This is a genomic window from Streptomyces sp. NPDC002125, assembly GCF_053593715.1.
Map to the genome: position 1 here is coordinate 103,056 of NZ_JBSFDD010000014.1, position 24,776 is coordinate 127,831.

The following is a 24,776-nucleotide window of genomic DNA, read 5'->3' on the forward strand; positions in this document are numbered from 1 at the left end:
GGTGAACCGGATGGATCAGGTCAACGAGGCGAGCCGGACGCCCGGCTTCGCCCCCGACTCCCTGGTGCTGAACCGGAAACTGCCCCTCTGGTACCAGGTCTCGCAGTCCCTGCGCGCCTCCATACTGGGCCGCCCCCAGGACGCGTCGACGCGGCTGCCCACCGAGGAGCAGCTCGCCGCGCACTACGGGGTCAGTGTCCTGACCATGCGCCAGGCGCTCAAGGAGCTGGAGACCGAGGGGCTGATCAGCAGGCACAGGCGGCGCGGGACGTTCATCGAGCCGCGCGCCCGGCGGGTTTCGCCGGTCAGGCTGCTGGGTTCGATCGACGCCATCGTCGCCCAGCAGTCGGGCGAGCGGACGACCGTGCTCGGCCACGGCAGGACGCCCGTCCCGGGTGATCTCGCCGAGTACTTCCCGGGCTGCCCCGAGGTCGTCAGCTACCGGCGGCTGCGCTGCGACGAAGGGACCGGCGAGCCCACCAACTGGGCGGAGAACGCGGTGCGTCCGGAGATCGCCGCCCGGATCGACGTGACCGATCTGGAGCGCTGGCCGATGACGAAGGTGCTGCGCGACGCCGTCGGCGTACGCATCTCCCGGATCACGGACACCGTCGAGGCCCGCCTCGCCGACCCCGTCACGGCCGAGCTGCTCCAGGTGCCGCTGCTCAGTCCGATCCTCCACTACACCGGCGTGACGTACGACGAGGACGGCACGGTGGTGGACGTGGCCCGCATCCGCTACCGGGGCGACCGCTTCGCCTTCTCCGTGACGGTGGACGCCCACTGAGTCCGTGAGGGTCCGCGCACCGGCGGCGGCGCGCGGCCGGCGGTCGTTACGATGCCTGGGGCGGCGGACCTGGTGACGGGGAGGACGACACGGTGGCAGCACGGGCGGCGGCCATGGCGGGCGGGCGCGGAGCGCTCCCGCTGCTGGACGACCTCATGCCCTGGTCCGTGCCCCCGCTGAGAACGGGCCGCGCCTGGGTGACCGCCCCGGAGGCCGCCTCGCTCCGGGCCCGCTGGGACCTGCTCGTGCGGGCCGAAGGCGCCGAGCGGGAGCGGTTGTTCGGGCCGAGCCGTTCCCGTACGCCGATGACCCCGGCAGCCGCGCTGCCGGGCCGGTCCACCGGGACGAGCGCGTTCGCCCGGGACCCGGGGCCGTATCCCGAGCCGGTGCGCATCCTGCACGGCCCCTTCGACGAGCAGTGGCTGATCCCGGACCACCGGCTGCTGGACGCCGCGCGTCCCGAGCTGTGGCGGGTCGCCGACCGGAACCAGCTCTTCGCCGTCGAGCACGGCCATGTGCCACAGGGCGCCGGTCCCGCGCTGTCCGCGACCGCGCTGCTGCCCGACGGGCACTCCCCCGCCGGGCGCCCCGGTCGGATACGCCCGCTCTACCGGCGGCCCGGCGGCCTCGAACCCAACCTCGCCCCCGGTCTGTCCGTCCTGCTCGGTGCCCGCTTCGGAGCCGCCGTCACCGCCGAGTCCGTCCTCTGCTGGGCCCTAGCCGCCGCGCTGCCCTCCCCCGCCGGGCCCCTGGTGCCCCTGCCGGCCGACGGGGACCTGTGGGCGGACGGCGTCGAGCTGGGCCGGGAGCTGCTGCGGCTGCACCTGCGCGGGGCACGCGACGGGGAACGCCCCCGGCTGCCGGGCGGCCGTCGCCCGTATGTGCGGGCCGCGATCCCGGCCCGGCCGGACGCTCTGCGCTACGACGCCGCCGAGGAGACGCTGTTCGTCGGCGAGGGGCGCGTCTCGCCCGTGCCCTCGGGGGCCTGGGACTTCCGGGTCGGCGGGGTGCGCATGCTGGAGCTCTGGTTCGAGCGGCGCACGGCACCGGCGGAGGGCCTCGCGGCGGTCGGGCCGCGCGACTGGCCGCGCGAACGGACCTCGGAGCTGCTCGAACTGATCACCGTGCTCGCCCTGCTCGACGGCCTGGAGCCCCGGCAGGCGGCGCTGCGGGACCGGCTGGACGGAGCGGAGGCGCTGACCCGTGACGGGCTGCGCGCGGCCGGAGTGCTCCCCGTGCCCGCGGCGGCCCGGCGGCCCGCGTCCGTGCTCGACCACCAGGAGGAGGGCCCGGACGGGCAGTTCGCGCTGCTCTGACCGCCCGGTCACCGGCGCCCCGCGTGACAGGAGGGCCGCGTACACGGTAAGCACGCTGCTCATGAGCACACAGCCCCTCCCCCTGGACGGTGTCACCGTGGTGGCCGTCGAACAGGCAGTCGCCGCACCCTTCGCCACCCGGCAGCTCGCCGACCTCGGCGCGCGGGTCGTCAAGATCGAGCGCCCGGACGGGGGCGACTTCGCACGCGGCTACGACACCGCGGCGCGCGGGCTCGCCTCCCACTTCGTCTGGTGCAACCGGGGCAAGGAGTCCGTCGCGGTCGACCTCAAGGACCCGCGCGGCCTGGAGGTGGTGCGCCGGCTCGTGGCCGGGGCCGATGTGTTCGTACAGAACCTGGCACAGGGGGCCGCGGCCCGGCTGGGGCTGGATGCCGCCACCCTCTGCGCCGCGCACCCCCGGCTCGTCGCCGTCGACATCTCGGGCTACGGCGCGGACGGTCCGTACGCCCACAAGCGGGCCTACGACATGCTCGTCCAGTGCGAAGCGGGCCTGGTGTCCGTCACGGGGACCCCCGGGGAGCCCGTGAAGGCGGGGATTCCGGCCGCCGACATCGCGGCCGGGATGTACGCCTTCTCCGGTGTCCTGGCCGCTCTGCTGAGGCGCGCCACGACCGGGCGCGGGGGCCCGGTGGAGATCTCGATGCTGGACTCGCTGGCCGAGTGGATGGGGCACCCGCTGCACCACGGGATGCACGGGGGCGGGACCCCGGCACGCACCGGGCTCGCGCACGCGGTCATCGCCCCGTACGACGCGTACGCCACCGCCGACGGGGAACGGGTGCTGCTCTCCGTGCAGAACGACCGGGAGTGGCGGCGGCTCGCGGAACAGGTGCTGGAGCGGCCCGGGCTGGCCGGCGACCCGGACTTCGCGACGAACACCGCGCGGACCGCGAACCGGGAGCGGACGGACGCGGTGGTGGCCGGGGCACTCGCGGCGCTGAGCGGGGAGGAGGCGCTGGCGCGGCTGGACGCGGCGGGGATCGCCTGCGCGCGGCTGAACACGGTCGCGGATGTGGCCGCGCATCCTCAGCTGGCCGCGCGGGACCGATGGCGGGACGTGACCACACCCGTCGGCGAACTGCGCGCGCTGGTGCCCCCGATCACGCTGCCGGGCGGAGCGCCGACGCCGATGGGTGCCGTACCGGCGCTGGGGGAACACACCGACGCAACGCTGCGCGCCCTGGGGATGACGGGCGGGCAGACAGCAGCCTTGCGCCGGGACGGAGTGATCGTGGACGCGGCCCTGAGCGGTGGGCCGGACCGGTCCTGACAGCCGTCGGTCAGTGGCGGCTGCCGAAGAGCGAGCGCCGCAGTCGCCGCAGCGGTGCGAAGAGCGAGACACGCGCGCTCCTGCTCCTGCGACTGTGCGCGGCGTCGCGCGACGTGAGTTCGAGCATCAGCAGCGTCGCCTCGGCCGACTCGCGCTGCGGAACGGCGGGGCCGCCCAGCACTGCGAGATGGCGGTCGAGGCGCGAACTGGTCGCACCGCTCCCACATGTGATTGCAGGCACACGCGGCCTGCTGCGCACCGTTATCTGTTCCATGTCACTCCCCACCCGTACGAGGGCACCCGGCCCGGGCAGGTTAACCCTATCGTCCTCCGACCACACCCGTGTATCCCGGCCGCAGGATTGCACACTCGTGTACGGAGGTTGACGGCCCGTTACCGGACCCCGCCTGTTCCGGGCCGGAATGGGCTGATCGGCGGGGAATCGGCTGCTCCCGGCGCCGCCGCAGGTGCGCGGGACGCACGCGACCGGTACGGGGGGGTTGTGCGCGACCGGGGCGCACGCCGGGGCTTCGTCCGGCCGCCGGTGGTTCGAAGTGCTTCCGTACGCCGCCCGTGATCCGCGGGAACGAGCCCGCCGGGAGGAGCCCCGGCACGGCGGGACCCTCCTCCCGGCGGGATCGCTTCCCGCCACTCCGGTCTTCGGGTATCGGGCTCCGGGCCGGACCCTCGGGTTCCGGGCTACGAGCCTCGGGCTCCGGTCAGTCGTTCGCGTTGAGGACGGGCAGATAGCCGCCCGACTGCCCTGCGGCAGTGGGGTGGTAGGACTCACCGATGTTCAGCCAGTTCACGCTGTGCAGCCAGGCGCTGCCCGAGCAGATCTCGTGCCCGGTGAAGGTCGTGGTGACGTCGCCGAAGGTGAAGCCGTGGTCGGCGGCGCGCTTGGCGGTGGCCGCGTTGAGGTAGTCGGCGGCGCCGTTGATGGCGGAACGCTCGTTCTCACTCAGACCGGTGATGCAGCTGCCGGCGAGCTTGTAGAAGCGGGGGTAGCCGAGGACGACGACCCGCGCGGCGGGCGCCTTGGCGCTGATCGCCGTGTACACGGAGTCCAGCCGGCCGGGGAGGGTCGAGTCGACGTAGGCGCGGGCGGTGGCGATCCGGCTCAGACAGGTGGCTTCGGACTGCAGGACGCAGGTGGTCATGACGTCGGCGAAGCCCGCGTCGTTGCCGCCGATGGAGATCGAGACGAGGTCGGTGGAGGAACTGAGCGGACCGAGCTGGCCGGCCGTCACATCGTTGGTCCTGGCCCCCGAGCAGGCCGTGAAGGCGAACGAGGCGGGGCTGTTGGCGGCGGCCCAGAGGGCGGGATAGGCACGGGTGCTGCGCTTGCAGTCGCCGCTCGCGCTGTCGTAGCTGCCGGCCCCGACCCCGGAGGAGTACGAGTCACCGAGGGCGACGTAGTCGACGGCCGCGGATTCCTTGGCCTGGGCGACGCCGGCACCGGTCAGGGCGAGGACGGTGCCGAGCAGGAGAGAGGACGAGAACGCCACGAGTCTGGACATTTTCATGGAACCTCCTTGGGCAGGATCTCTGCCTACTCCGTAGTAGCAGTACGAGTCCGAATTCCGGAAGTGTCCATGCCAAGAAGCTTGAACGAGGGCTTCTTGACGGGCTGATGGCGTTGCGTCACATTGAAATCCGGCATCCGGCGCACCGGGGGGCAAAGTCGCCAATGCGGATCATCACCGATGAGACAGGGACAGCAGGGGCAGACGCGCCGCACGTTCCGCAGGGCCGCGCGGCGGCGGCAGGGGCCGATGCGGTGCCGGATCTCGCCGACCTCGATTCACCACTGCCGTGCGCCCTTTGCGCCGTCCCGCCTCTTCACAACCCCACCAGCCACGCTCCACGCCCGTCCGCCGGGCCCTGGGAGGGCGGGCCGGCCGCCGTCCCGGCCGCCGGATCGCCCGTCGTCGATCTCGCGGCGCCCCACACCCCGCCGGCGCCGGGCAGCAGGTCAGCACGGAATTCCGTCCAGATCATTTCCCTTTCCGCTCTGATCATTTTCCCGGCGGTAAAGCTCCCGGTGATCCGCAGAACGCGAGGGAATAGGAAGCGTCAATTCCACGGCGGAATGTGACAGTTCCGTCAAAGTCCGGAAAATCCGAGACCTCGTCCCAGTTCTTGGCATACAGTTCCCCTCGTTCATTACGTCGCGCATCCACTCGCAACGGCCCATCACGCAGCGGCTCCAGGGGAGGGCTCAGGCAGCCGCGGTGGATACCGGAGCGGTGCGCGTCAGGGGGGTGCCGCGCCAAGCGGCCGTGCTCGTTCGAGCCGGTCGCCGTGCGGCCAGTTGTGCCAGCTCATCCAGCCTGCTCGGAGCGTGGCTCCGCCATGGCCGGGATGAGGACCCCCCTTTCGAACCGGACCTTTATCCGGACGGCCCGGGGGCGGGCCGTCCACCGGACGAGAGGGAAATGACTCATGAGTTCAGTTCTGCCTTCCTCGACCAGATCTTCCGCCGAAGAGACCGAAGTCGCTCGAATGGAGAGCGAATACCGACCGATCTCTTCCCATCTCGCGATAGCGCCGCCGGTAAGTGTCGTGATTCCCGCCATGAACGAGGCGGAGAATCTTCCCCATGTGTTCAAGACCCTGCCCGACTGGATTCATGAAGTCGTGCTCGTCGACGGGAATTCCACCGACGACACCATCCGGGTCGCCCAGGAACTCAGGCCGGACGTCGTCGTCGTGAAGCAGGTCGGCAAGGGCAAGGGGGACGCCCTGATCAGTGGCTTCGCCGCCTGCACCGGCGACATCATCGTGATGGTCGACGCTGACGGCTCGGCGGACGGTGAGGAGATCGTCAGCTACGTCTCCGCGCTGGTCGGCGGCGCGGACTTCGCCAAGGGCTCGCGCTTCGCCAACGGCGGCGGCACGGACGACATGACACCCGTCCGCAGGCTCGGCAACCGGGCGTTGTGCACGGTGGTCAACCGCAAGTTCGGGGCCCGCTACACCGACCTCTGCTACGGCTACAACGCTTTCTGGAAGCACTGCCTCGACAGGATCACCCTGGACTGCACCGGCTTCGAGATCGAGACCCTGATGAACATCCGGGTGGTCAAGGCGGGCCTCCGCGTCCAGGAGGTGCCCAGCCACGAGTACAACCGCATCCACGGGGTGAGCAACCTCAGCGCGGTGCGCGACGGGCTCCGGGTGCTCAGGGTGATCCTCCGGGAGAAGCGGGTACGCCGCGCCCGCCGCCCGGCGGCCCTGCCCGCCGCCGTCGGCCGGGGGCAGGGGCTGTGAGCCGGCGCGACTTCTCCGTGGTCATCTGTGTCTACACCGAGGAGCGCTGGGAGGACATCCTCGCGGCCGTCCGTTCCGTACGGGAGCAGTCCCTCCCCGCGGAGGAGATCCTGCTGGTGGTGGACCACAACAGGGCACTGCTGGAGCGCCTTTCCGAGGAATACGGCGACTCCTCGGAGGTGCGGGTGCTCGCGAACGCGGGTCCCCGCGGCCTCTCGGCGGGCCGCAACACCGGCATCGCCGCGTCCCGGGGCGGCTTCGTCGCGTTCCTCGACGACGACGCGGTGGCCGAGCGGGACTGGCTGCGCCACTTCGGGAAGGGCTACGACGATCCGGGGGTGATGGCCGTCGGCGGCCGTACCCTGCCCTCCTGGGCCTCGGGCCGCCGGCCCGCCTGGTTCCCGGAGGAGTTCGACTGGGTGGTCGGCTGCACCTACCGGGGGCTGCCGCCCGGCACGGTCAGGGTCCGCAACGTCCTCGGCGGCAACGCCTCGTTCCGGCGTACGGCCTTCGACGCGGCGGGCGGCTTCGCCACCGGCATCGGGCGGGGCGGTGACAGGCGCCCGCTGGGCGGCGAGGAGGCCGAGCTGTGCATCCGGCTCACCCGCGCGCTCCCGGGGGCGGTGCTGCTGATCGACGACCGCGCGGTGATCCACCACAAGGTCCCCGCGCCCAGGGAGCGGTTCGGCTATTTCCGTACGAGAACCTACGCCGAGGGGCTCTCCAAGGCCCTCGTGTCCCGGAGTGTCGGGGCGGCCCGGGGGCTGGAGTCCGAGCGCCGCTACACCGCCCGGGTGCTCCCTGCCGGGGTGCTGCGGGGCCTGCGGGACGGCCTGCTCGGCCGGCCCGGCGGAGCGGGGCGTGCGGGCGCCATCGTGACGGGGGTGCTCGCAGCGGCTGCCGGATACGCGGTGGGGAGCGTCCGGGCCCGGCGCGACGGCACGTCCTTCGCCGTACCGGGGGCCCGCCCCACGGCGGTCGTGGGTGAGGAGGTGCGGTGAGTCCGCCGGACGGCGCCGTGCCGATCCTGATGTACCACGCCGTCGGCCGGCGCCCGGCCGATGGCGTGTACGGCCTGTCGGTGTCACCCGGCGCCTTCCGGACGCAGATGGAGATCCTCGCCCGGCGCGGGTTCACCCCGCTGACCACGGCGGCGCTGGGCGAGAGCTGGCGCACGGGGCGGCCCCTGCCGTCCCGGCCGGTGCTGATCACCTTCGACGACGGTTACGAGGGGGTGCACCGGCACGCCCTGCCGGTGCTGGCCGAGCACGGTTTCACGGCGACCGTCTTCGTCACCACGGGCTGGCTGCGCGGGCCGTACGACGAGGGGGGTGCCCTGGACGCCATGCTCGACTGGGGCCAGGTGCGCGAACTCGCGTCCACGGGTGTGGAGATCGGCGGCCACAGCCATACGCACCCGCAGCTGGACCAGCTCGGCGACACTGCGCTGCGGTCCGAGGCCGTGCGCTGCCGGGAGATCGTCGGCGCCGAACTGGGCGCGCCTCCGGTCTCCTTCGCCTATCCCTACGGCTACTCCACCCGCCGGGTGAGGCGATCGGTCAGGGCGGCGGGCTTCGCGCAGTCCCTCGCCGTGGGAAACGCGCTGGCCCGTCGCCGCCAGGGGCCGTACGCCCTGGAGCGGGTGACCGTCCGCCGGAGCACCGGGGCCGCCGAGTTCGCACGGCTGGTCGAGGGCCGGGATGTCGCCCGTGCGTTCGCGGCCGACCGGGTACTCACCAAGGGGTTCGCCGTCGTACGCGGCGCGCGCCGGGCGCGGCGGAGGCTCGCCGCGCCCGGGACGGCCGCGGACCGGGGCTGATCCCGGAGGGCCGGGCGGGCGCGGGTGCCCGTCCGGCCCTCCGGCTGGTCCACCGGCCCCGGCCGTTCCCCCGGCGGGCCTCGGCTCTTCTCCGCGGCGGGCTCGCGAAACCTGGGTGCGCGGGGTGCCGTGGTGGCGGATCATGGGCGCCATGTCTGCCAACCCCGAATCCGCCCTGCCGATCCGGCTCAACGTCGACGACAGCGATTCGCCGTCGGACGTCGTGGACGCGCTGTTCCTGGGCCGCTTCGCGACGGGCGAGCAGCCCTATTCGCACAGCTCCTCCCTCGACCGGGTCAAGTCGGGTGCGACCCTGCTGCCCTCGGCGGCCAAGGTGCTGCGCGCCGCGCGGGACGACGACCGCAGCGCGACGCTCGCCGAGGGTGAGGGATGGACACTGCTGGTCTCACGGTGGAACCGCGGGGCCGATGTGACCGTGACGGCGACCAGCTCCGAACTGGCCGAGAAGGTGCTGTCCGAGGCCACCGACGGCGCACAGGACGAGCCGGAACCCCAGCCGGAGAACGTGACCATGGGCTTCTGGTACGTCTCCCCGCGCCGCGGCCCGCACCGCACCACCCGGCAGATCGCCGCGGGCACCTGGGACGAGGTCCGGCCCAACTACACCGCTCCGGTCGCCGACGCGATGGACCGGCTGATGAAGGTCACCCCCGACGACATCGCCGGCCGGCTGCTCCTGCTGCACGGCCCGCCGGGCACCGGCAAGACCTCGGCGCTGCGCACCCTCGCCCGGTCCTGGCGCGACTGGTGCCAGGTCGACTGCGTGCTGGACCCGGAGCGGCTCTTCAACGACGTCGGCTATCTGATGGACATCGCCATCGGTGAGGACGACGGTTCGGCGAAGGGCCGGTGGCGGCTGCTGCTCCTGGAGGACTGCGACGAGCTGATCCGCGGCGAGGCCAAGCACACGGCCGGGCAGGCGCTGTCCCGGCTGCTGAACCTCACGGACGGTCTGCTGGGCCAGGGCCGGAACGTGCTGGTGGGCGTGACGACCAACGAGGACCTGGAGCGTCTGCACCCCGCGGTGGTCAGGCCGGGCCGGTGCCTGGCCCGTATCGAGGTCGGCCCGCTGACCCGTGCGGAGTCGGTGTCCTGGCTGGGTACGGAGGAGGGGCTCGGCCGGGAGGGCAGCACGCTCGCGGAGCTCTTCGCGCTGCGGCGCGGCAACACCCCCGCGTCCGTACCGAAGCAGGACGCGGGGGCGGACGCGGGGCTGTATCTGTGAGCAGCCGGGCAGCCTGGCGACGCGGGGCCGTATCTGTGAGCAGCCGGGCAGCTGTGCGTCAGCTCCCGTAGGCCGCTCGTACGGCGTCTTCGGCGAGGGCGAGAGCGTCGGCACGGGACAGACCGAGGCGCCGGGCCTGCTCGGCGTACTCCTGGGCCGCCGTCGCAGCGTGGCGGGCCGCCGCGTCGCCCGCGGCGGCGACGAAGGTCCCGTTGCGCCCCCGCGTCTCGATCACCCCGTCGGTCTCCAGCGCGCGGTAGGCCTTGGCGACGGTGTTGGCGGCGAGGCCCAGTTCGCCCGCGAGGCCGCGCACGGTCGGCAGCCGGTAGCCGACGGGCAGGGAGCCGGACCGGGCCTGTTCGGAGAGCTGGGCGCGCAGCTGCTCGTACGGGGCGGTGGCGGAGTCCGGGTCAACGGCGATCTTCAGGGTCACGCACCGATTCTCTCGCACGGCGCGCGGCGCGAGCGGTGGCCCCGCAGGAAATTCGGAGGCGGCCGGGCCGCGCATCACGTTAGCGTCCGGCCCATGACCGTTCTCGTGCGTGACTTCCTGCCCGGCGACGCGGACGACTGGGTGCGGGTGCGGCGTGCCGCGCTCCCGTTCATGGTGACGACTCCCGAGCAGGTCCTGAGCGACCTGGCCAACTCCCCTCCGGACCGGCGTTTCCGGCTGCTGGTCGCCGAGGAGGACGGCGAGCTGATCGGCACCGCCCAGGTGGGGATCTCCCACGAGAGCACGGAGCCCGGCCAGGGGTTCTGCAATCCGTACGTGCTTCCGGGCAGGACGGGCCGGGGTGCGGGGTCGCTGCTGGTGCGGACCGCCGAGGAGCATCTGACCGCCGCCGGTGCGAGGGCCGTGTACACCTGGGTGCTCGACGAGCCGGCCAACCGCGCGTTCGCCGAGAAGCGCGGCTACGCGCCGCGCAGGCAGGCGCACTTCTCCCGTCTCGACCTGGCGAACGCCACGCTGCCGCCGCTCCCGGAACTGCCCGCCGGGGTGGAGCTGCGCACGGGCGCCGACTTCGAGGACGATCCCCGGCCGTTGTTCGAGGCCGACGCGGAGGCGACGGCGGACGAACCGAGCGACGTCACGGTGGAGTTCTCCGACTACGAGGACTGGCTCGCCATGACCTGGCGGGCGCCCGGCCTGGACCACGAGCTCACCTCGGTCGTCGTGGCCGACGGGAAGGTCGCGGCGTTCAGCGCGGCCCAGACCGACGGCCGCACCCGCTACTGGTCGGGCATGACCGGCACCGTGCGCGCCTTCCGCGGACGGGGTCTGGCCAAGCTCGCCAAGAACGACTCGCTGCACCGCTCGCGGGCCGCCGGATACACGGACGCCTACACGGGCAACGACGCCGGGAACGCCCCGATGCTGGCCATCAACCGGTGGTTCGGTTACGAGATCTGCGCCACGGAGGTACGTCATGTCCGCGAGCTCGGCTGAACCCGGCACCACCCTGACGGTCGCCCTGGTCAAGGCGGGCCGCACCAAGATCCGGTATCCCGCGGAGCAGACCGGTGACGACGGAACCCGCATCACCGTCCGGGCTCCCTGGGCGGCCCCCGGGGTCCGGGACTTCGGTTTCGTACGCTTCGAGCCGGGCGACGTCTTCACCGAGCACTACTGGCGCGACCGGTGGTACGCCGTGAAGGAGGTCCGCACCGGGGACGGCCTGCTGAAGGGCTGGTACTGCGACATCACCCGGCCCGCCGTGCTGCGTGGCGCGGAGCTCCTGGTCGAGGACCTGGATCTGGACCTGTGGGTTTCGGCGGACCGTTCGTCCGTACTACGTCTGGACGAGGACGAGTTCGAGGAGAGCGGCCTCGCCGATCGCGACCCCGCGGCGGCCGGGGCGGCCGTGCGGGCGCTGGACGAACTGGAACACCTGGCCCGCACCGAGGGCCTGGCGGGGCTGCTGCGCTGATCCGGCCGGGTGGGCTCAGCTCTGGTCGGCCGTCCAGCGGCGCATCCGGACGGTGAGGGCGGCGACGTGGGCGGCGGCCGCCGTCTGGGCGGTGGGCGCGTCCCCCGCGTCGATGGCGGCCAGGATGGTGCGGTGTTCCCGCAGGGCGAGTTCCCTGTTGTGCTGCGAGGACCAGAGGGCCGAGCGGTAGAGATGGGCCTGGGCGTCGAGGCGGTGCAGGGCGTCGGTGAGGGCGGTGTTGGCCGCGAGCGCCCGGATCGCGGTATGGAACTCCAGGTCGAGAGCGGCCTCGCGCTGCGGGTCGGGGGCCTCGCCGAGCAGCGCCTCCTGCCGTGCGACGAGCGCTTCCAGGGCGGCGACATCGCTCGTACGGGCGCGGAGCGTGGCCTCTCTCGCCGCCAGGCCGTCCAGCACTTCGCGGACCTGGAGCACGGCGAAGACGGACTCCTGGTCGAGCTGGGCGACCTTTGCTCCGGCGTGCGGGATGTGCACCGCGAGGCCGTCGTAGATGAGGCGCTGCACCGACTCTCGTACGGGGCTGCGGCTGACGTCCATGTCTGCGGCGAGCGCGGGGACGCTGAGCGGGGCACCGGGGACGAGGTCGCCGCTGAAGATCCGGTCCAGCAGGCGCTGGTAGACCGCGTCGGCCAGGAGTTCGCCGCTGTCGAGGGTCATGGTTCTCCTGGGCGCGGGGCGCGCCATGCCGGCCGTCGGGCGTGCGGGTCTGCGTCCCGGCGCCGGGACGGCGGGTGCTGGGGTGGTGGTCATGCGGGGTGGTCGTCCCTCACATTCCGGGCCGAGCATAGTGCGCCCGGCCGACTGACGGGTTGCGACGGCTGACGGCACGGTGTCAGCGGCGGTCGCCCGAGCTGTGCCAGCGGCCCACGACAGCCTGCGAGACGAGCGTGAAGACGGTGTACACCGCGATGCCGAACAGCGAGGCGAGCGCGATCGCGGCGATGAGGTCCTCCGAGCGCAGCGTCGCCCGGTAGGTGTCGAGCAGGGTTCCGATGCCGGGCTCCCCCTTGGCGAAGAACATGTCGCCGAGGATGGCACCGATGACGACCTGCCCGGAGGCGATGCGCAGTCCGGTGAAGACCGAGGGCAGAGCTGCGGGAAGTTCGAGGCTGACGAGGCGGCGGACCCTGGAGGCACGGCCGAGGGTGAACAGCTCGTGCAGGCCCCGGTCGACGGAGCGTAGGCCGAAGTGGGTGTTGGTGATGACGGGGAACAGCGCGATCATCACACAGACGATGACCCTGGAGCCGGTACCGAAGCCGAACCACAGGCCGATGAGCGGGACGATCGCGAGGACCGGGATGACCTGGAGCATGACGGCGTACGGATAGACGAGGCGTTCGACCCACCGGGCCTGGTTCATGAGTGAGCCGGTGCCGATGCCGATCAGTGCGGCGAGGACGAACCCGATGGCGGCGATCCTGGCCGTCACCCCGAGAGCCTGGAGCATGGGTTCCAGATGGACGGGGTCGGCGAGCGACCGGGAGACCACCTGGTGCGGAGGCGGAAGCAGGAAGCGCCGGGCGGGGTCGAGGAGCAGGTAGCTGACGGCGTACCAGACCCCGATGCCGAGGGCCAGTGCGAGTGCGGGCACCGCGACGGCGGCGAGGACCCGGCGCGCCCGGGAGGACGAGCCGGGGGCGGCGGCCGGGGCGGCCTCGGCGGGCTTCGCGGGGTTCCCTGCGGACGCCCCGGCCGGCTTCCCGGTGGGCTCCTCGGCGGCCCGTTCGGCGGAAGACGCGAGGGTCGTGCCGGTGGAGGCGGCTGTGCTGGTCATCGGACCTCCTGGAGCAGAGCGGAGACGGCCGCGACGTGTTCGACGTAACGCGGGTCGTAGCGGAGTTCGGGGCCCCGGGCGGCGGGCAGGTCGATGTCGACGACGGCGGCGATCCTGCCGGGGCGCGGGGACATGACGACGACGCGCTGTGCGAGCAGGACGGCCTCGGCCACGGAGTGGGTGACGAACAGGGCGGTGAACCGGCTCTGTTCGTACAGGCGCAGCAGTTCGACCTGCATGTCCTGGCGGGTGAGCTCGTCGAGGGCGCCGAAGGGTTCGTCGAGCAGCATCACATCGGGTCGGAGTACGAGGGCCCGGGCGAGCGAGACACGCATGCGCATGCCGCCGGAGAGCGCGCGGGGCAGCTGGCCGGCGAAGTCACCGAGGCCGACGGCGTCGATGACGGCGTCGACGCGCGCCTCGCGTTCCGCCTTCGGGACCTTCGCCAGCCGGGCGAGCAGGCCGATGTTGCGCCTGACCGTGCGCCAGGGAAGGAGTGTCGCCTCCTGGAAGACGAATCCCACGGAGGAGGTGTCCAGGGCGACGGAGCCGGCGGTGGGCTTCTCCAGTCCGGCGGCGAGGCGCAGCAGGGTGGACTTTCCGCAGCCGGACGGTCCGACGATGGCGGTGAACTGGCCGTCCGGCACCGCGAGGGTGACGTCGTCGAGCGCCTGGGTGCCGGTGGGATAGCGGACACCGACGTGGTCGAACGAGACCCGTACCCCCTTCATCAGATGGCTGGCGTCCACGTCCCGAAGGGTGTCGACGAGGTGCACGGGCTCTCCGTTCTGCTGGTGGCGGGGGCCCGGCGCCGCCGGGGGAATCGCTGCGCCGGAATGCATGCCAGTCTGGAACTGCATGTAACCCGACACAAGAAGACCCGCGTTAACTTCTCGTGACGCGACCCGCCCTGGGTCCGTATAAGCCCAAGTTGCAGCGGGACAGGAGCCCACGGGGCGACCACATTCCACTCCTGGCGAAGAACATGCAATCAACTATCCAAAACAACAGAACTCAACTGGTTGCATGTAATGGCGCCGTAACAGGGCTCCGCCACAGTGGCCGCATCGAGGCAGTCGGCCGCTCCCCTTCCGACCGCGGCCTCGCACCCCGGCGCATCCGCATCCCGCCCCTTCCGGCGCGACCTTCCCTGGAGAACCGCATGAGGCCCATGACGTTCCGCCGCTTCGGCGCACTCGCCCTCGCTCTCGGCCCGCTCCTGGCCGCCACGGCCTGCGGTGAGGGCGGTGGCGGCTCGGCCACGGCGTCCGTCGACATCGCGCCCGCGGCGGCGGCCGAGCGGCTCGACGGGGTCTGTCCCTCCACCGTCGTCGTCCAGCTCCAGTGGCAGCCGCAGTCCGACATGGGCGCGCTCTTCGAGATGCTGGGCCCCGGCTACAGGGTCGACAGCTCCGACAAGTCCGTGACGGGCCCCCTGGTGGCGGGCGGCAAGGACACGGGGGTCGATCTGACGCTCAAGGCGGGCGGACCCGCCATCGGATTCCAGTCCGTGCCTTCGCAGATGTACGCCGACGACTCCGTGCACCTCGGCCTCGTCCACTCCGACCAGCTCATCGCGGCCTCGGGCGCCCAACGCGTCGTGGGTGTCACCCCGCTGCTCAAGTACAGCCCGGCGATGCTGATGTGGGATCCCGAGGCGCATCCGGGGCTGAGCCTGGACTCGCTGGCCGGCTCCGGAGCGACGGTGCTGGTCTCCAAGGACCAGTTCTACCCGGACTGGCTGGTCGCGAAGGGCCTGGTGAAGAAGAAGCAGCTCGACACCGGCTACGACGGCAACCCCGCCCGCTTCGTCGGCGACCCGGAGGTCGTCCAGCAGGGCTTCGCCAACTCGGAGCCGTACACGTACGAGAAGGAGACACCGGCCTGGGGCAGGAAGGTGGGGTTCCAGCTCCTGAAGGACGCGGGCTACGACATCTACGCGTCCAACCTCACGGTGCGCGCCGACCGGATGGAGAAGCTGGCGCCCTGCCTGAAGAAGCTGGTCCCGATCGTGCAGAAGGCGGGTGCCGCCTACATCGGCTCCCCGAAGGCCACGAACGGGACGATCGTCGACGTGGTCTCGCAGGACAGCTCCTACTCCCCCTACACCCAGGGCGAGGCTGACTACAGCGCCGCGTTCCTGAAGGACGAGGGCCTGATCGCCGAGGAGGCGGACGGTTCGCTCGGGACGTACGACATGGAGCGGGTGGCCTCCTTCGTCGATGAACTCGCGCCGGTGATACGGGAGAAGGGTTCCGCCGTGCCGGCTGGGCTGAAGCCCGGGGACGTCTTCACCGACGCGTACACCGATCACTCCGTCGGCATCGGCTGACCCGGGTCCGCACCCCCGTGCCCTCACGCCGGGGTCCGTACCGCGCGAACCGCGCGGGCACGGGCCCCGGCGCCGGCGTGCGCGGCTCTCCCCGACGATCGTGCGCACCGGCCTTCCGCCGTTCGTGACCGGGGGCACGCGGGAAGGCCCCGCGGCGGTGGTCGTCGGGAACCACCTGCCGCGGGGCCTTCGCTCACCGGGCCGTATACGGCCGGGTGTCAGTCGCGCGCCGCGTCGGCGAAGTTCGCGGCGATGCGCTGCTTGATGTAGTCGCCCGCCGTGATCGGCGGGTAGAGCCCCTGCGGGCTCTCGATGAGCACGTCCCGGTCCGCCTGCGCGAAGTAGGCGATGGACTGGCGTGCGCCGTGGTCGTCACCCGGGCCGGGCGCCTTGACCCGGTGGAAGTTGGACGGCAGCCGGTCGTCGCTCCACCGCATCAGCATGTCTCCGATGTTGCAGGTGATGGCGTCTGCGGTGGCGGGCACCGGCGTCCACTCCTGGGCGTCGCGCTCGGCGCCCGGGCAGACCTGGAGGCCGCCCTGGCCCTCCCGCTGGAAGAGGAGGGTGAGGCAGTCGAAGTCGGTGTGGGCGCCTGCCCGCCACCACACCCCGGAGCCGTCCGGGGCCTTCGGTGCCTCGAAGTAGTGGAGCAGGCGCAGCGTCGACTGGTGTCCGGCGCTGAGCGGATCGTGGGCGCGGGCGAAGAAGTCCCGCTCCATGCCGAGCCGGTCGGCGAAGCAGGACAGCACCTTCATCGCCACCTCCCGGCAGTGCGACTCGAAGGCGAGGACGGTGTCACGGAAGCCGGCCGCCTCCTCGTCCGCGGGCCACAGCCCTTCCATGCGCGGCCGGGTGAGCTGGTAGGACTCCTTCTCGTCGGGGATGCCGACGGACGGCCGCACCTGGCTGCGGTGTTCCCAGCCGGCGTTCGTGCCCGGCGCCATCGCGTACCGCCGCTTGGTCTCGGCGGGCAGGGCGAAGAACGCCGCCGCGGCCTCGAAGGCGGCATCGGTCTCCTGCGGGGTGATGCCGTGCCCGGTGATCTGGAAGAAGCCGATGTCGGTCGCCGCTTCCCAGAGCTGGTCGGTGATCTCGGCGCGCCGCTCCTCGAAGCCGGTGAGGTCGATACGGCGGATCTCGCGCCGGCTGGTCTCGGCGCCGAGCCCGCCCATCGCCGACTCCCGGTCGAGTTCGACCATGGCGGCGGTGGCGGGTCCGGTCGGAGCGGTGTGCTGGGTGTCCTGTCCCATCGCGGTGTCTCCCTGTGCGCTTCTCGCGGGTGTGGGTGCGAGGTGCAGTCACCGCCCCTGCTCCTCGTCCGCAGCCGGACGGCCGGTTGCCCGGGTCCGTCCGGGACCGCGGCTGCGCCCGCCGGAGGCCATGAGGGCCGGGAATCCGGGGCGCGGCTGGCACGACCTGTGTCGTACGCGATGGACCCGAGCCTGCCCGGAGCGTGTTGCGGACGCGTATCGGCGCGTTACGCACATGTTCCGATCCGGCGGCGGTGACGCGTCGCGGGCGCGCAACGGGGCGGAAACAAAGCACGTCTACCGTCGGGGCCACACCGGTCATGGCTGCAACGGCCGGTGTGCGCCGCCACCTCCGCGCGGGGACCTCGCCGGGCGCCGGCGTCGCGAACCAGCCGTCCCTTCCCCTGCGTCGATTCGAGGAGGAGCGATGGCACACGGCTGCCTCGTCCCGCACCCCGCCCGTACCGGGCTCCGCACAGCTGCTGAGGGGGTGGCGCTGTGACGCACATCGACCTCGTCACCGACGTCACCGTGTGGAGCCGGGGGGCGTGGCTGCCCGGGCAGGACGTGGAGATCGCGGACGGAAGGGTCGCCGCGCTCCGGCCCACGGGCAGCGTGCCCGTGCCGGAGGGCGCGCGCGTCCTGGAGGGTACGGACGGCCATCTGATCCCTGGGCTCGTGAACACGCACACCCATCTCCACCAGGCCCGGATGCGCGGCATCGGTGAGGGGCAGCCGCTGCTCGCCTGGCTGCACCTGGTCGGCGAGGAGACCGTGGACCTCACCCCGGAGCAGGCGTACACGGCCGCTGCCGCGGCGGCGCTGGAGGCACTGCGCAGCGGGACCACCACCCTGGTCGAGCACATGTGGCCCCATCCCTCGGCGGAGGTCCACGACGCCGTGCTGCGCGCCCTGGACGACTCGGGCATCCGTGCCGTGCTCGGCCGGGGTGTGTGCGACCGGCCCGACCCGACGCGCCGCTGGGGCATGGACCCCCGGCTGATGCAGCCTCTCGACGAGGTCTTCGCGCACACCGACGCCCTGGCCGCCGCCGCGCGCTCCACCCGGATCGGAGTCGGCCTCGCGGTGCCCAACCCGCGCACGCTGACTCCCCGGGGCATGCGGGAGGTACGGGCGTTCGCCGAGGAGCGCGGCATGCCGGTCTCCCTCCACCTGCTGGAGACCCCGACCGACGAGGTCATGTGCCGTGAGCACGCGGGGCTCGGCGCCGTGGAGTATCTGGCGGAGGCGGACTTCCTCTGGGACAGGCTGCTGGCGGTGCACTGCGTCGAGCTCGACGCGGCCGGGCAGCGGGCCCTCGCCGCGCACGGCGTGGCCGTCTCCTACAACCCGCTCAGCAACATGCGGCTGGGCAGCGGCATCGCGCCGGTCCCGGACTTCCTCGCGGCGGGCCTCCGGGTCGGCATCGGCGTGGACGGTGCGGCGAGCAACGACACACAGGATGTGATGGAGGCCCTGCGGATCGGTTCCTACCTCCAGCGGGCAGCCCGGCGCCAGGCCGATCTGCTGGGCTTCGAGGAGATGCTCGCGATCGGTACGGACGGGGCCAACGCCGCCCTGGGGCTGGAGTCCAGACCGCTCGGAATCGTGCCGGGGGTGCAGGCCGACCTCGTGCTCCACCGTTTCTCCCGCGACTACGCGGTGCTCCCGGTACGCGACCCCGGTGCGACGCTGCTCACCTGTGCGGGGGGCCGGACCGTCGCGGCGGTGCTCGTCGACGGGGAGGCGGTGGTCGTCGACGGGCGCAGTACCCGGATCGCGGAGGAGGACCTCGTCACGAGACTGCTCGGGAGCGCGCCCGTGCCGGTGGGCTGAGCGGCCCCGGGCCCGGGGCGCCCGGCACAGGGCTCCCCCAGTCCTCAGCCCTCAGCCCTCAGCCCTCAGGGGGCGACCAGCTCCACCTCGTATCCCGCGGTGTTCTCCAGGCAGGCCGTGTGGTGCCCGCCGCTCTCCCCCGGGCGGGCACCGGGCACGAGGGGGCGCCAGCCGTGTCCGGGGGCGCGCGCCACCAGGGCGTCGAGGGTGGCACGGTCCTCGACGTGGAACGCCAGGTGGTTGAGGCCCGGGCGCAGCCGGTCGTGAGTGGTGCCCGTGAGGTCGGGTGAACACTCGGCCACCACATAGGTGTCGCCGCGCCGCCAGCTGCGGCCGTGCGCCCAGCGCTGGTACGGGACATGGCCGAGCTCGCCCAGCAGCCAGCCCCACTCCGCCTCGGCCTCCGCCAGGTCGGGCACCCACAGCTCGATGTGGTGCACCCGGCCGGTGCGGGGCCCCGCGACCGGCAGCGGCACGACGCGGTGGGGCCCGCTCGGGGCGTGGGCGACGGGGTCGCCGTCCTCGTGCCAGTGGATCAGGAAGCGCTCCTGCGCGCGGTATCCGTCGAGTCCGGCGCGGCAGTACGCCACCATGTCGTCCGGCAGCGCGTCCAGGGGGAACCAGGCGAGCTCGGAGCACTTGTCCGGCTCCGCGTTGCGGGGAGGGCGCGCGGGGTCATGGACCGCCTCGAAGAACCAGCCCATCCTGGGGTTGCCGCCCGGTCCCCTGTGCTGCATGACCAGGGCGACCCGGAGCTCGTCCGGGTCCAGCTCGACGCCGATCTCCTCGGCCGCCTCCCTGATCATCGCCTCCCGGACGTCCTCGCCGTCCTCCGCGTGGCCGGAGGGGGCGTGGAGCAGCCCGTCGGCGTATCCCGTGCCGGCGCGCCGGGCGAGCAGCACGTCGGGGCCCCGGCGCAGGATCAGGTGGACGTCGACGACCTCCCTGTGCCGGCGCGGGGGTTCGGCGCGGGCAACCAGGGCGTACCGCTCGTCGTCGACCTCCTTGCCCCAGAGCCGGGAGTCGCCGGAGAGCGGCTCATGGTGGACGCGCTCGGTGTGGGCGGTCAGGAGCTCTGTGAGACGGGCCGCGGAGATGCCCGTCCCGCCCCACACGCCCTCGATCAGGACCAGCCGCCCGCCCGGCCGCAGCAGCGAGAACCAGTGCCGCAGGACGGCCGCGGGATCAGGCAGCAGCCACACCACGTGGCGGGCGAGGATCACGTCGAACCGCTGCGTGCCGACCGGGGGCCGGCCCGCGTCGCCGACGAGTACTTCGGTGCCGGTGCCCGCCAGCTTGGCGCGCGCCAGCTCGGCCATGCGCGGTGACCGGTCGACGGCGGTGACCCGGTGCCCCTGGCCGGCCACGAGCAGGGACAGGCTGCCCGTGCCGCAGCCGAGGTCGAGCACCTCGGAGCGGGCGTGGGGCAGCCAGGTCTCCATCCGCTGCGCCCAGGCGCTGCGGACCACGGGGTCGAGGAGTCCGTGGTCGGGCTCGTCGTCGAACGATTCGGCGGCGGCGTCCCAGTCGGTCGTGGTCATACCGACGATTGTCGCAGCCGCCGCCGACAGTCCGTCACGCCTCGTTCCGCCCCCTCACCCTGCCCACCAGGGGCGCCACAGCGGGATCAGGGCGACTCCTGAGCGGCCCGTCCCCATATAGCTGTCCTGTTCATGTACCGCTCGGTCCCCGGCCATGCGCTGCGTGTGAGCATGACATCAACTCCCGGCACCGTTTCCGAGGTTGGCGCAGTCGACCGAGGAGGACGGACCCGTGAACGCGAATTCCGTGTCCCGCAGGCAGATGTTCGGCTACGGCGGGGCGGCAGCCGTCGCGCTGATGCTCGGGACGGGGGCGTGGGACACCCGGTCCGCGTACGCCGCGCCCGCCCTGAAGGGGGACCCCTTCACCCTGGGCGTCGCGTCGGGCGACCCGAAGCCGGACAGCGTCGTGCTGTGGACACGCCTGGCCCCCGAACCCTTCGCGCAGGACGGCCTCGGCGGGATGCCCGCCACGCCCGTCCGCGTCCAGTACGAGGTGGCGCTCGACGAGCGGTTCCGCCGCGTCGTGCGCCGCGGCAGTGTCGTGGCGACTCCCGAACTGGCGCACTCCGTCCACCCGGAGGTGCACGGCCTCGCCCCCGACCGCACGTACTGGTTCCGCTTCAGGGCCGGTTCGGCGATCTCCCCCGTGGGGCGCACCCGCACGACGCCGGCCCCCTCGGACTCCCCCCGCGAGCTGAAGTTCGCCTTCGCCTCCTGCCAGGCCTGGCAGGACGGCTACTTCACGGCGTACCACCACATGGCGCAGGAGGACCTGGACCTGGTGGTGCACCTCGGTGACTACCTCTACGAGTCGGGCGTCAAGACGAACAAGCGGGGCGTGAGCACCGACCCGAAGTTCCACACGGAGACTCTCGACCTCGCCCGCTACCGTCTCCAGTACGGCCTCTACAAGTCCGAGGCACCGCTGCGCGAGGCGCACGCGAACTTCCCGTGGATCATGACGTTCGACGACCACGAGGTGGAGAACAACTGGGCGGACGGGACGTCCGAGAACAACGAGGACCCGGAGACCTTCCTGCTGCGCCGCGCCGCCGCCTTCCAGGCGCTGTACGAACACGCGCCGCTGCGCCGCACCCAGCTGCCGGACGGCCCCGACGTACAGATGTACCGCAGGCTCTCCTACGGCCGGCTCGCCGACTTCACCATGCTCGACACCCGCCAGTACCGCGACGACCAGCCCTGCGGCGACGGGGTGTCGGCCGACTGCGCGGACCGCTTCGACACGGACAGGACCCTGCTCGGGGCCCGGCAGCGCGACTGGGTGCTCAAAGGCTTCAGCCGCTCGCAGGCGCGCTGGCAGATCCTCGGCAACCAGGCCCCGATGGGCCAGACCGACCACGACCCGGGACCCGGCACGACGGTCTGGATGGACCCCTGGGACGGTTACGTCGCCGAGCGCAACCGGCTGCTGGCCGAGGCGGACACCCGCGGGGTGCGCAACCTGGTCGTCATCACGGGCGACCGCCACCAGAACTACGCCTGGGACCTGAAGCGCGACTACGCCGACCCCGGATCGGCGACCGTCGGCTCGGAGTTCGTGGGCACCTCGATCACGAGCGGCGGCGACGGCGCCGACATGACGGCCCAGGGCGAGACGTTCCTCGCGGCGAACCCGCACATGAAGTTCTTCAACAGCCAGCGGGGCTACGTACGCGTCACGGTGGACCGGGACCGGTGGACGAGCGACTTCCGCGTCCTGCCGTTCGTGACGAAGCCGGACGCCACGATCAGCACCCGGGCGAGCGTGGTCGTCGAGGACGGCACGCCGGGCGTCCAGGTCTGACGGGGCGCCACCGGGGCGCGCTCAGTCCCCGAGGACGCGTTCCCAGAGCAGCGCGTCCCGCCAGCTCCCTTCGAGAAGGATCGAGGAGTGGGAGACGCCGTAGGGGCTGAACCCGTTGCGGCGCAGCACGCGCTGCGAGGGCAGGTTCTCCAGGTTGGTGGAGGCCTCGGCGCGGTGCAGCCCGAGTTCGTCCGCCATCACCCGGAGGACGAGCTCCACGGCGCGCCCCGCGTGCCCCTGGTTCTGGGCGGCGCCGGTGATCCAGTAGCCGACGGAGCCGCGGCGCAGATGCGGCTGCGGCAGGATGCCGCCGACGGTGACCTGCCCGATCACCCGGCCGTCGGCAAGGACCACACCGGGCCAGACCGTGCCGGCCCGGTGTCCGGCCAGCAGGCCGTCGATCCGCTCCTCCTGGCCCTCCGGGGTGAAGAAGGCGGCCGGCTGGTCCGGTTCCCACGGCCGGAAGGCCTCGACGTCCCGCACCCGGTGCGCGGCTATCGGCGCGGCGTCGGCGGGCTCGATCAGTCGGATCGTCGTGCTGCTCTGCATGGGCCGGCCCTCGTAGCGGTACGTCGGATGGAACGGCAGCCTATGCGAGGCGTCCACGCCGGTGCGTGGTGCGGTCAGAGCTGGTTGACGGGCCGCATCGCCAGGCCCTCGGTACCGGCCCAGCCGTTCACCCGTGCCGCGTCGTCGTAGGAGACGGAGTCGAGGCCGTCGGGCAGGTCGAAGACGAGCGTGCCGTTGTGCTCGGTGCCCTCACCGGCGACCAGGGTGGCGGTGAACCGGTCTGCCTGGTCGTACTCCGCCTCGCCGCCCTCGTCGTTGCCGAAGACGTAGAGACCGGCGTACCCCTTGCCGCCTCCTTCGACGACGACGGGCTCGGTGTCCGGCTCTCCGAGCGACTCGACGGTCGGGGCGTCGTTGCCCGCCGCCAGCCGGACCAGCGGTGCTTCGTTGAGGACACACGGCGTGCGCTTGCCGTTGGTGACGGTCAGCAGGAAGTGCCGGGGCGTCTCCCCCGCCGGGTCCTGGAGCTCGACCGCGGTGATGAGGTCGGTGACCACGCAGTCCGGGTGTTCGGTGCCGTTGCCGCCGTTGGTCTCACCGCTGTCCCCGGACGTCTCGTCGGCGGGGCTGACGCTGCCGGTCCCGGAGTCGTTGGAGGGCTCGGTGTTCTTCGGCTCGCTCGCCCCGGCGGGCGCGGAGCCGGGGGACGCGGCCTTGCCGTCGTCCTCGGAGGACTGGCACGCCGTGGTCGCCAGCAGGGCGGCCACGGCCACCCCCAAGAGGGCGCCCCGCAGTCCCTTGCGTACCGAACCGGCTCTGGTGGTCTTCGAGTTCATGTCCTTTTCCCACTCCCCCGTGACCGGCCCCCAGGACCGGTCGGTCTGTACGCGACGCAGTCATTCTGATCGCGCCGGCCTGCCCTGTAACACGGAACCCGAGGTTGTTACAGCCCTCGGATGAACCGGCAGCCGTGGCGTGACGATGACCGGGAGCCCGCATCCCAACTGGGCACGCACGCTTGATCGTTACTGGTCAGGAGCGCGGCCGGACGGATCACCGCGTAATCCGCTTTCCGCGCGACGGGGCGGGTGCGACCATCGGCGGATGGACGACGACGAACCGTATCTTTCCGATCTGGTCGGCAAGCAGCTGCTGGGCGCGACCCTTTCGCAGGCCGGCCCGGGAGGGAGTCCGTCGCGCCTGGTGCTCCACACGGAGGGGCAGGGGCCGGTCAGCCTCCAGCCGCACGGGGCCACCCTGTCGCTGACGGCCGCCGTCCTGCCCGTCGACGGTACTCCGGCGGCGGAGAGGCGGGACAACACGATGGCCCGCTTCACCGGTTCCCCGATCCGCTCCATCCGGGAGATCCGCCACCGGCGCGACGGCGTCGACCGGGTGGCCGGCCTCACCTTCCACTTCCCCGGAGGGAACGTCCGCGTGCTGGCCCTCGACGGCGAACTCGTCCTCGCCCGCGACCAGCACCTGGGCGCCGTCGAAGCGCACCTGCACGAGGACGTGACCCTGGCCCGGGTCATCCGGACCTGCCTGGCCTCCCCTTCGCAGTGGGACGCGTGGACGACGGAGGGCCAGTACCTCTACTTCCGGTACAGGCACGGCGAGGGCACCGTCGAACAGCACCCAAGCGCGGACACCGACACCTGGGACGGCGAGGAGTCGAGGCTCTGGACGCTCTGGGAGGACGGGACCGATGACGGAGAGATCGCCCTGCCCGACTTCCTGGCCCTGGCCGGTCTGCGGCTGGCCCCGGACGCGGAGGTCTCCGTCCTGTCGTCCTGGAAGGGCAGGGAGGTGAAGGTGGGGTGGCCCACGCCGGACGCATGACGGACGCATGACCCACAGGGCCCCGCCGAGGCGGACGCCGCGCACCCGGCGAACAGGCTTCGCGGGCCGCTTTCCTGAGCCCTCTCCTAACCCTTCCTTAAGGGCACCATAACGATCCCCACCTGCGCCTTCTCCGGCCCGATCCGCCTCCCGGCGGCGGCTAGCTTGCTGATCACCAGACCTGGTCAACAGCCGTGTCGCCG

General features: G+C 72.4%; 23 protein-coding genes. 13 read left to right on the top strand and 10 right to left on the bottom strand.

The features are described from left to right. Positions 1-10: 10 nt before the first annotated feature. From ACWCQM_RS23585 to ACWCQM_RS23595, 3 genes are all read left to right on the top strand, one after another. The gene (locus ACWCQM_RS23585; protein ID WP_450917127.1) at positions 11-787 is read left to right on the top strand and encodes a GntR family transcriptional regulator; all 777 of its coding nucleotides are present in this window, start codon (positions 11-13) and stop codon (positions 785-787) included. A gap of 92 nt (positions 788-879) precedes the next feature. Continuing rightward, a complete protein-coding gene (locus tag ACWCQM_RS23590) occupies positions 880-2,103 on the top strand; it encodes a type ISP restriction/modification enzyme (RefSeq protein WP_450917128.1) in 1,224 nt (407 codons plus the stop codon). Positions 2,104-2,164: 61 nt separating this feature from the next. Further along, entirely contained in the window at positions 2,165-3,394 is a 1,230-nt protein-coding gene (locus tag ACWCQM_RS23595; protein ID WP_450917129.1) for a CaiB/BaiF CoA transferase family protein, read from the top strand. Between the two features lie 10 nt (positions 3,395-3,404). On the opposite strand, the gene ACWCQM_RS23600 is transcribed toward ACWCQM_RS23595, so the two are convergent. Further along, entirely contained in the window at positions 3,405-3,668 is a 264-nt protein-coding gene (locus tag ACWCQM_RS23600; RefSeq protein ID WP_073751254.1) for a hypothetical protein, read from the bottom strand. Between the two features lie 445 nt (positions 3,669-4,113). Next, positions 4,114-4,920: an SGNH/GDSL hydrolase family protein gene (locus ACWCQM_RS23605; protein WP_450917130.1), complete on the bottom strand. Its 807-nt coding sequence runs from the start codon at positions 4,918-4,920 to the stop codon at positions 4,114-4,116. Between the two features lie 919 nt (positions 4,921-5,839). On the opposite strand from ACWCQM_RS23605, the gene ACWCQM_RS23610 reads away from it, so the two are divergent. The 4 genes from ACWCQM_RS23610 to ACWCQM_RS23625 all read left to right on the top strand — a co-directional run bounded on the left by ACWCQM_RS23610 (position 5,840) and on the right by ACWCQM_RS23625 (position 9,732). Continuing rightward, a complete protein-coding gene (locus tag ACWCQM_RS23610) occupies positions 5,840-6,667 on the top strand; it encodes a glycosyltransferase family 2 protein (protein ID WP_450917131.1) in 828 nt (275 codons plus the stop codon). Next, entirely contained in the window at positions 6,664-7,668 is a 1,005-nt protein-coding gene (locus ACWCQM_RS23615) for a glycosyltransferase family 2 protein (RefSeq protein ID WP_450917132.1), read from the top strand. The genes ACWCQM_RS23610 and ACWCQM_RS23615 overlap by 4 nt, the downstream gene beginning before the upstream one ends. A 29-nt stretch (positions 7,669-7,697) precedes the next feature. After that, entirely contained in the window at positions 7,698-8,486 is a 789-nt protein-coding gene (locus tag ACWCQM_RS23620; protein WP_450917207.1) for a polysaccharide deacetylase family protein, read from the top strand. Positions 8,487-8,637: 151 nt separating this feature from the next. Beyond that, entirely contained in the window at positions 8,638-9,732 is a 1,095-nt protein-coding gene (locus ACWCQM_RS23625) for a DUF5925 domain-containing protein (RefSeq protein WP_450917133.1), read from the top strand. A gap of 58 nt (positions 9,733-9,790) precedes the next feature. On the opposite strand, the gene ACWCQM_RS23630 is transcribed toward ACWCQM_RS23625, so the two are convergent. Further along, a complete protein-coding gene (locus tag ACWCQM_RS23630; protein ID WP_450917134.1) occupies positions 9,791-10,165 on the bottom strand; it encodes a GntR family transcriptional regulator in 375 nt (124 codons plus the stop codon). A 93-nt stretch (positions 10,166-10,258) separates the two neighbouring features. On the opposite strand from ACWCQM_RS23630, the gene ACWCQM_RS23635 reads away from it, so the two are divergent. Both ACWCQM_RS23635 and ACWCQM_RS23640 read left to right on the top strand, forming a co-directional pair. Continuing rightward, positions 10,259-11,179, top strand: coding sequence for an N-acetyltransferase family protein (locus ACWCQM_RS23635; RefSeq protein WP_450917135.1), 921 nt, complete (start codon positions 10,259-10,261; stop codon positions 11,177-11,179). Continuing rightward, entirely contained in the window at positions 11,160-11,660 is a 501-nt protein-coding gene (locus tag ACWCQM_RS23640) for a DUF402 domain-containing protein (protein WP_450917136.1), read from the top strand. The genes ACWCQM_RS23635 and ACWCQM_RS23640 overlap by 20 nt, the downstream gene beginning before the upstream one ends. Before the next feature lie 15 nt (positions 11,661-11,675). Here the strand turns inward: ACWCQM_RS23640 and ACWCQM_RS23645 are convergent, their stop codons facing one another. The 3 genes from ACWCQM_RS23645 to ACWCQM_RS23655 all read right to left on the bottom strand — a co-directional run bounded on the left by ACWCQM_RS23645 (position 11,676) and on the right by ACWCQM_RS23655 (position 14,231). After that, positions 11,676-12,335, bottom strand: coding sequence for a GntR family transcriptional regulator (locus ACWCQM_RS23645; RefSeq protein WP_450917137.1), 660 nt, complete (start codon positions 12,333-12,335; stop codon positions 11,676-11,678). 175 nt (positions 12,336-12,510) lie between these two features. Continuing rightward, complete coding sequence (locus ACWCQM_RS23650) at positions 12,511-13,455, bottom strand: ABC transporter permease (RefSeq protein WP_450917138.1); 945 nt, start codon at positions 13,453-13,455, stop codon at positions 12,511-12,513. Then, on the bottom strand, positions 13,452-14,231 hold the full coding sequence (locus ACWCQM_RS23655; RefSeq protein WP_450917139.1) for an ABC transporter ATP-binding protein: 780 nt from the start codon (positions 14,229-14,231) through the stop codon (positions 13,452-13,454). The genes ACWCQM_RS23650 and ACWCQM_RS23655 overlap by 4 nt, the downstream gene beginning before the upstream one ends. Positions 14,232-14,617: 386 nt before the next feature. Between ACWCQM_RS23655 and ACWCQM_RS23660 the strand changes: the two genes are divergently transcribed. Continuing rightward, a complete protein-coding gene (locus ACWCQM_RS23660) occupies positions 14,618-15,787 on the top strand; it encodes a hypothetical protein (RefSeq protein ID WP_450917140.1) in 1,170 nt (389 codons plus the stop codon). Positions 15,788-16,005: 218 nt separating this feature from the next. Here the strand turns inward: ACWCQM_RS23660 and ACWCQM_RS23665 are convergent, their stop codons facing one another. After that, the gene (locus tag ACWCQM_RS23665; protein ID WP_450917141.1) at positions 16,006-17,037 is read right to left on the bottom strand and encodes an isopenicillin N synthase family dioxygenase; all 1,032 of its coding nucleotides are present in this window, start codon (positions 17,035-17,037) and stop codon (positions 16,006-16,008) included. 498 nt (positions 17,038-17,535) lie between these two features. Between ACWCQM_RS23665 and ACWCQM_RS23670 the strand changes: the two genes are divergently transcribed. Then, the gene (locus tag ACWCQM_RS23670; protein WP_450917142.1) at positions 17,536-18,873 is read left to right on the top strand and encodes an amidohydrolase family protein; all 1,338 of its coding nucleotides are present in this window, start codon (positions 17,536-17,538) and stop codon (positions 18,871-18,873) included. A 65-nt stretch (positions 18,874-18,938) separates the two neighbouring features. On the opposite strand, the gene ACWCQM_RS23675 is transcribed toward ACWCQM_RS23670, so the two are convergent. Beyond that, entirely contained in the window at positions 18,939-20,414 is a 1,476-nt protein-coding gene (locus tag ACWCQM_RS23675) for a methyltransferase domain-containing protein (RefSeq protein ID WP_450917143.1), read from the bottom strand. Positions 20,415-20,646: 232 nt separating this feature from the next. Here ACWCQM_RS23675 and ACWCQM_RS23680 point away from each other — a divergent pair, with 232 nt between their 5' ends. Beyond that, positions 20,647-22,221, top strand: coding sequence for an alkaline phosphatase D family protein (locus ACWCQM_RS23680; protein WP_450917144.1), 1,575 nt, complete (start codon positions 20,647-20,649; stop codon positions 22,219-22,221). Between the two features lie 21 nt (positions 22,222-22,242). Here the strand turns inward: ACWCQM_RS23680 and ACWCQM_RS23685 are convergent, their stop codons facing one another. Then, positions 22,243-22,770: a GNAT family N-acetyltransferase gene (locus ACWCQM_RS23685; protein ID WP_450917208.1), complete on the bottom strand. Its 528-nt coding sequence runs from the start codon at positions 22,768-22,770 to the stop codon at positions 22,243-22,245. Between the two features lie 74 nt (positions 22,771-22,844). Further along, on the bottom strand, positions 22,845-23,567 hold the full coding sequence (locus tag ACWCQM_RS23690; RefSeq protein WP_450917145.1) for a DUF4232 domain-containing protein: 723 nt from the start codon (positions 23,565-23,567) through the stop codon (positions 22,845-22,847). 268 nt (positions 23,568-23,835) lie between these two features. Here ACWCQM_RS23690 and ACWCQM_RS23695 point away from each other — a divergent pair, with 268 nt between their 5' ends. Next, on the top strand, positions 23,836-24,573 hold the full coding sequence (locus ACWCQM_RS23695) for a hypothetical protein (protein ID WP_450917146.1): 738 nt from the start codon (positions 23,836-23,838) through the stop codon (positions 24,571-24,573). The last annotated feature ends 203 nt before the right edge of the window (positions 24,574-24,776 follow it).

What these genes read in the sequence shown, in the direction of transcription:
- ACWCQM_RS23585 (WP_450917127.1), top strand. Translation starts at nt 11, where the DNA reads ATGGATCAGGTCAACGAGGCGAGCCGGACGCCCGGCTTCGCCCCCGAC.
- ACWCQM_RS23595 (WP_450917129.1), top strand. Translation starts at nt 2,165, where the DNA reads ATGAGCACACAGCCCCTCCCCCTGGACGGTGTCACCGTGGTGGCCGTC.
- ACWCQM_RS23600 (WP_073751254.1), bottom strand. Translation starts at nt 3,668, where the DNA reads ATGGAACAGATAACGGTGCGCAGCAGGCCGCGTGTGCCTGCAATCACA.
- ACWCQM_RS23605 (WP_450917130.1), bottom strand. Translation starts at nt 4,920, where the DNA reads ATGAAAATGTCCAGACTCGTGGCGTTCTCGTCCTCTCTCCTGCTCGGC.
- ACWCQM_RS23610 (WP_450917131.1), top strand. Translation starts at nt 5,840, where the DNA reads ATGAGTTCAGTTCTGCCTTCCTCGACCAGATCTTCCGCCGAAGAGACC.
- ACWCQM_RS23620 (WP_450917207.1), top strand. Translation starts at nt 7,698, where the DNA reads ATGTACCACGCCGTCGGCCGGCGCCCGGCCGATGGCGTGTACGGCCTG.
- ACWCQM_RS23625 (WP_450917133.1), top strand. Translation starts at nt 8,638, where the DNA reads ATGTCTGCCAACCCCGAATCCGCCCTGCCGATCCGGCTCAACGTCGAC.
- ACWCQM_RS23635 (WP_450917135.1), top strand. Translation starts at nt 10,259, where the DNA reads ATGACCGTTCTCGTGCGTGACTTCCTGCCCGGCGACGCGGACGACTGG.
- ACWCQM_RS23640 (WP_450917136.1), top strand. Translation starts at nt 11,160, where the DNA reads ATGTCCGCGAGCTCGGCTGAACCCGGCACCACCCTGACGGTCGCCCTG.
- ACWCQM_RS23645 (WP_450917137.1), bottom strand. Translation starts at nt 12,335, where the DNA reads ATGACCCTCGACAGCGGCGAACTCCTGGCCGACGCGGTCTACCAGCGC.
- ACWCQM_RS23650 (WP_450917138.1), bottom strand. Translation starts at nt 13,455, where the DNA reads ATGACCAGCACAGCCGCCTCCACCGGCACGACCCTCGCGTCTTCCGCC.
- ACWCQM_RS23660 (WP_450917140.1), top strand. Translation starts at nt 14,618, where the DNA reads ATGAGGCCCATGACGTTCCGCCGCTTCGGCGCACTCGCCCTCGCTCTC.
- ACWCQM_RS23665 (WP_450917141.1), bottom strand. Translation starts at nt 17,037, where the DNA reads ATGGGACAGGACACCCAGCACACCGCTCCGACCGGACCCGCCACCGCC.
- ACWCQM_RS23675 (WP_450917143.1), bottom strand. Translation starts at nt 20,414, where the DNA reads ATGACCACGACCGACTGGGACGCCGCCGCCGAATCGTTCGACGACGAG.
- ACWCQM_RS23685 (WP_450917208.1), bottom strand. Translation starts at nt 22,770, where the DNA reads ATGCAGAGCAGCACGACGATCCGACTGATCGAGCCCGCCGACGCCGCG.
- ACWCQM_RS23690 (WP_450917145.1), bottom strand. Translation starts at nt 23,567, where the DNA reads ATGAACTCGAAGACCACCAGAGCCGGTTCGGTACGCAAGGGACTGCGG.
- ACWCQM_RS23695 (WP_450917146.1), top strand. Translation starts at nt 23,836, where the DNA reads ATGGACGACGACGAACCGTATCTTTCCGATCTGGTCGGCAAGCAGCTG.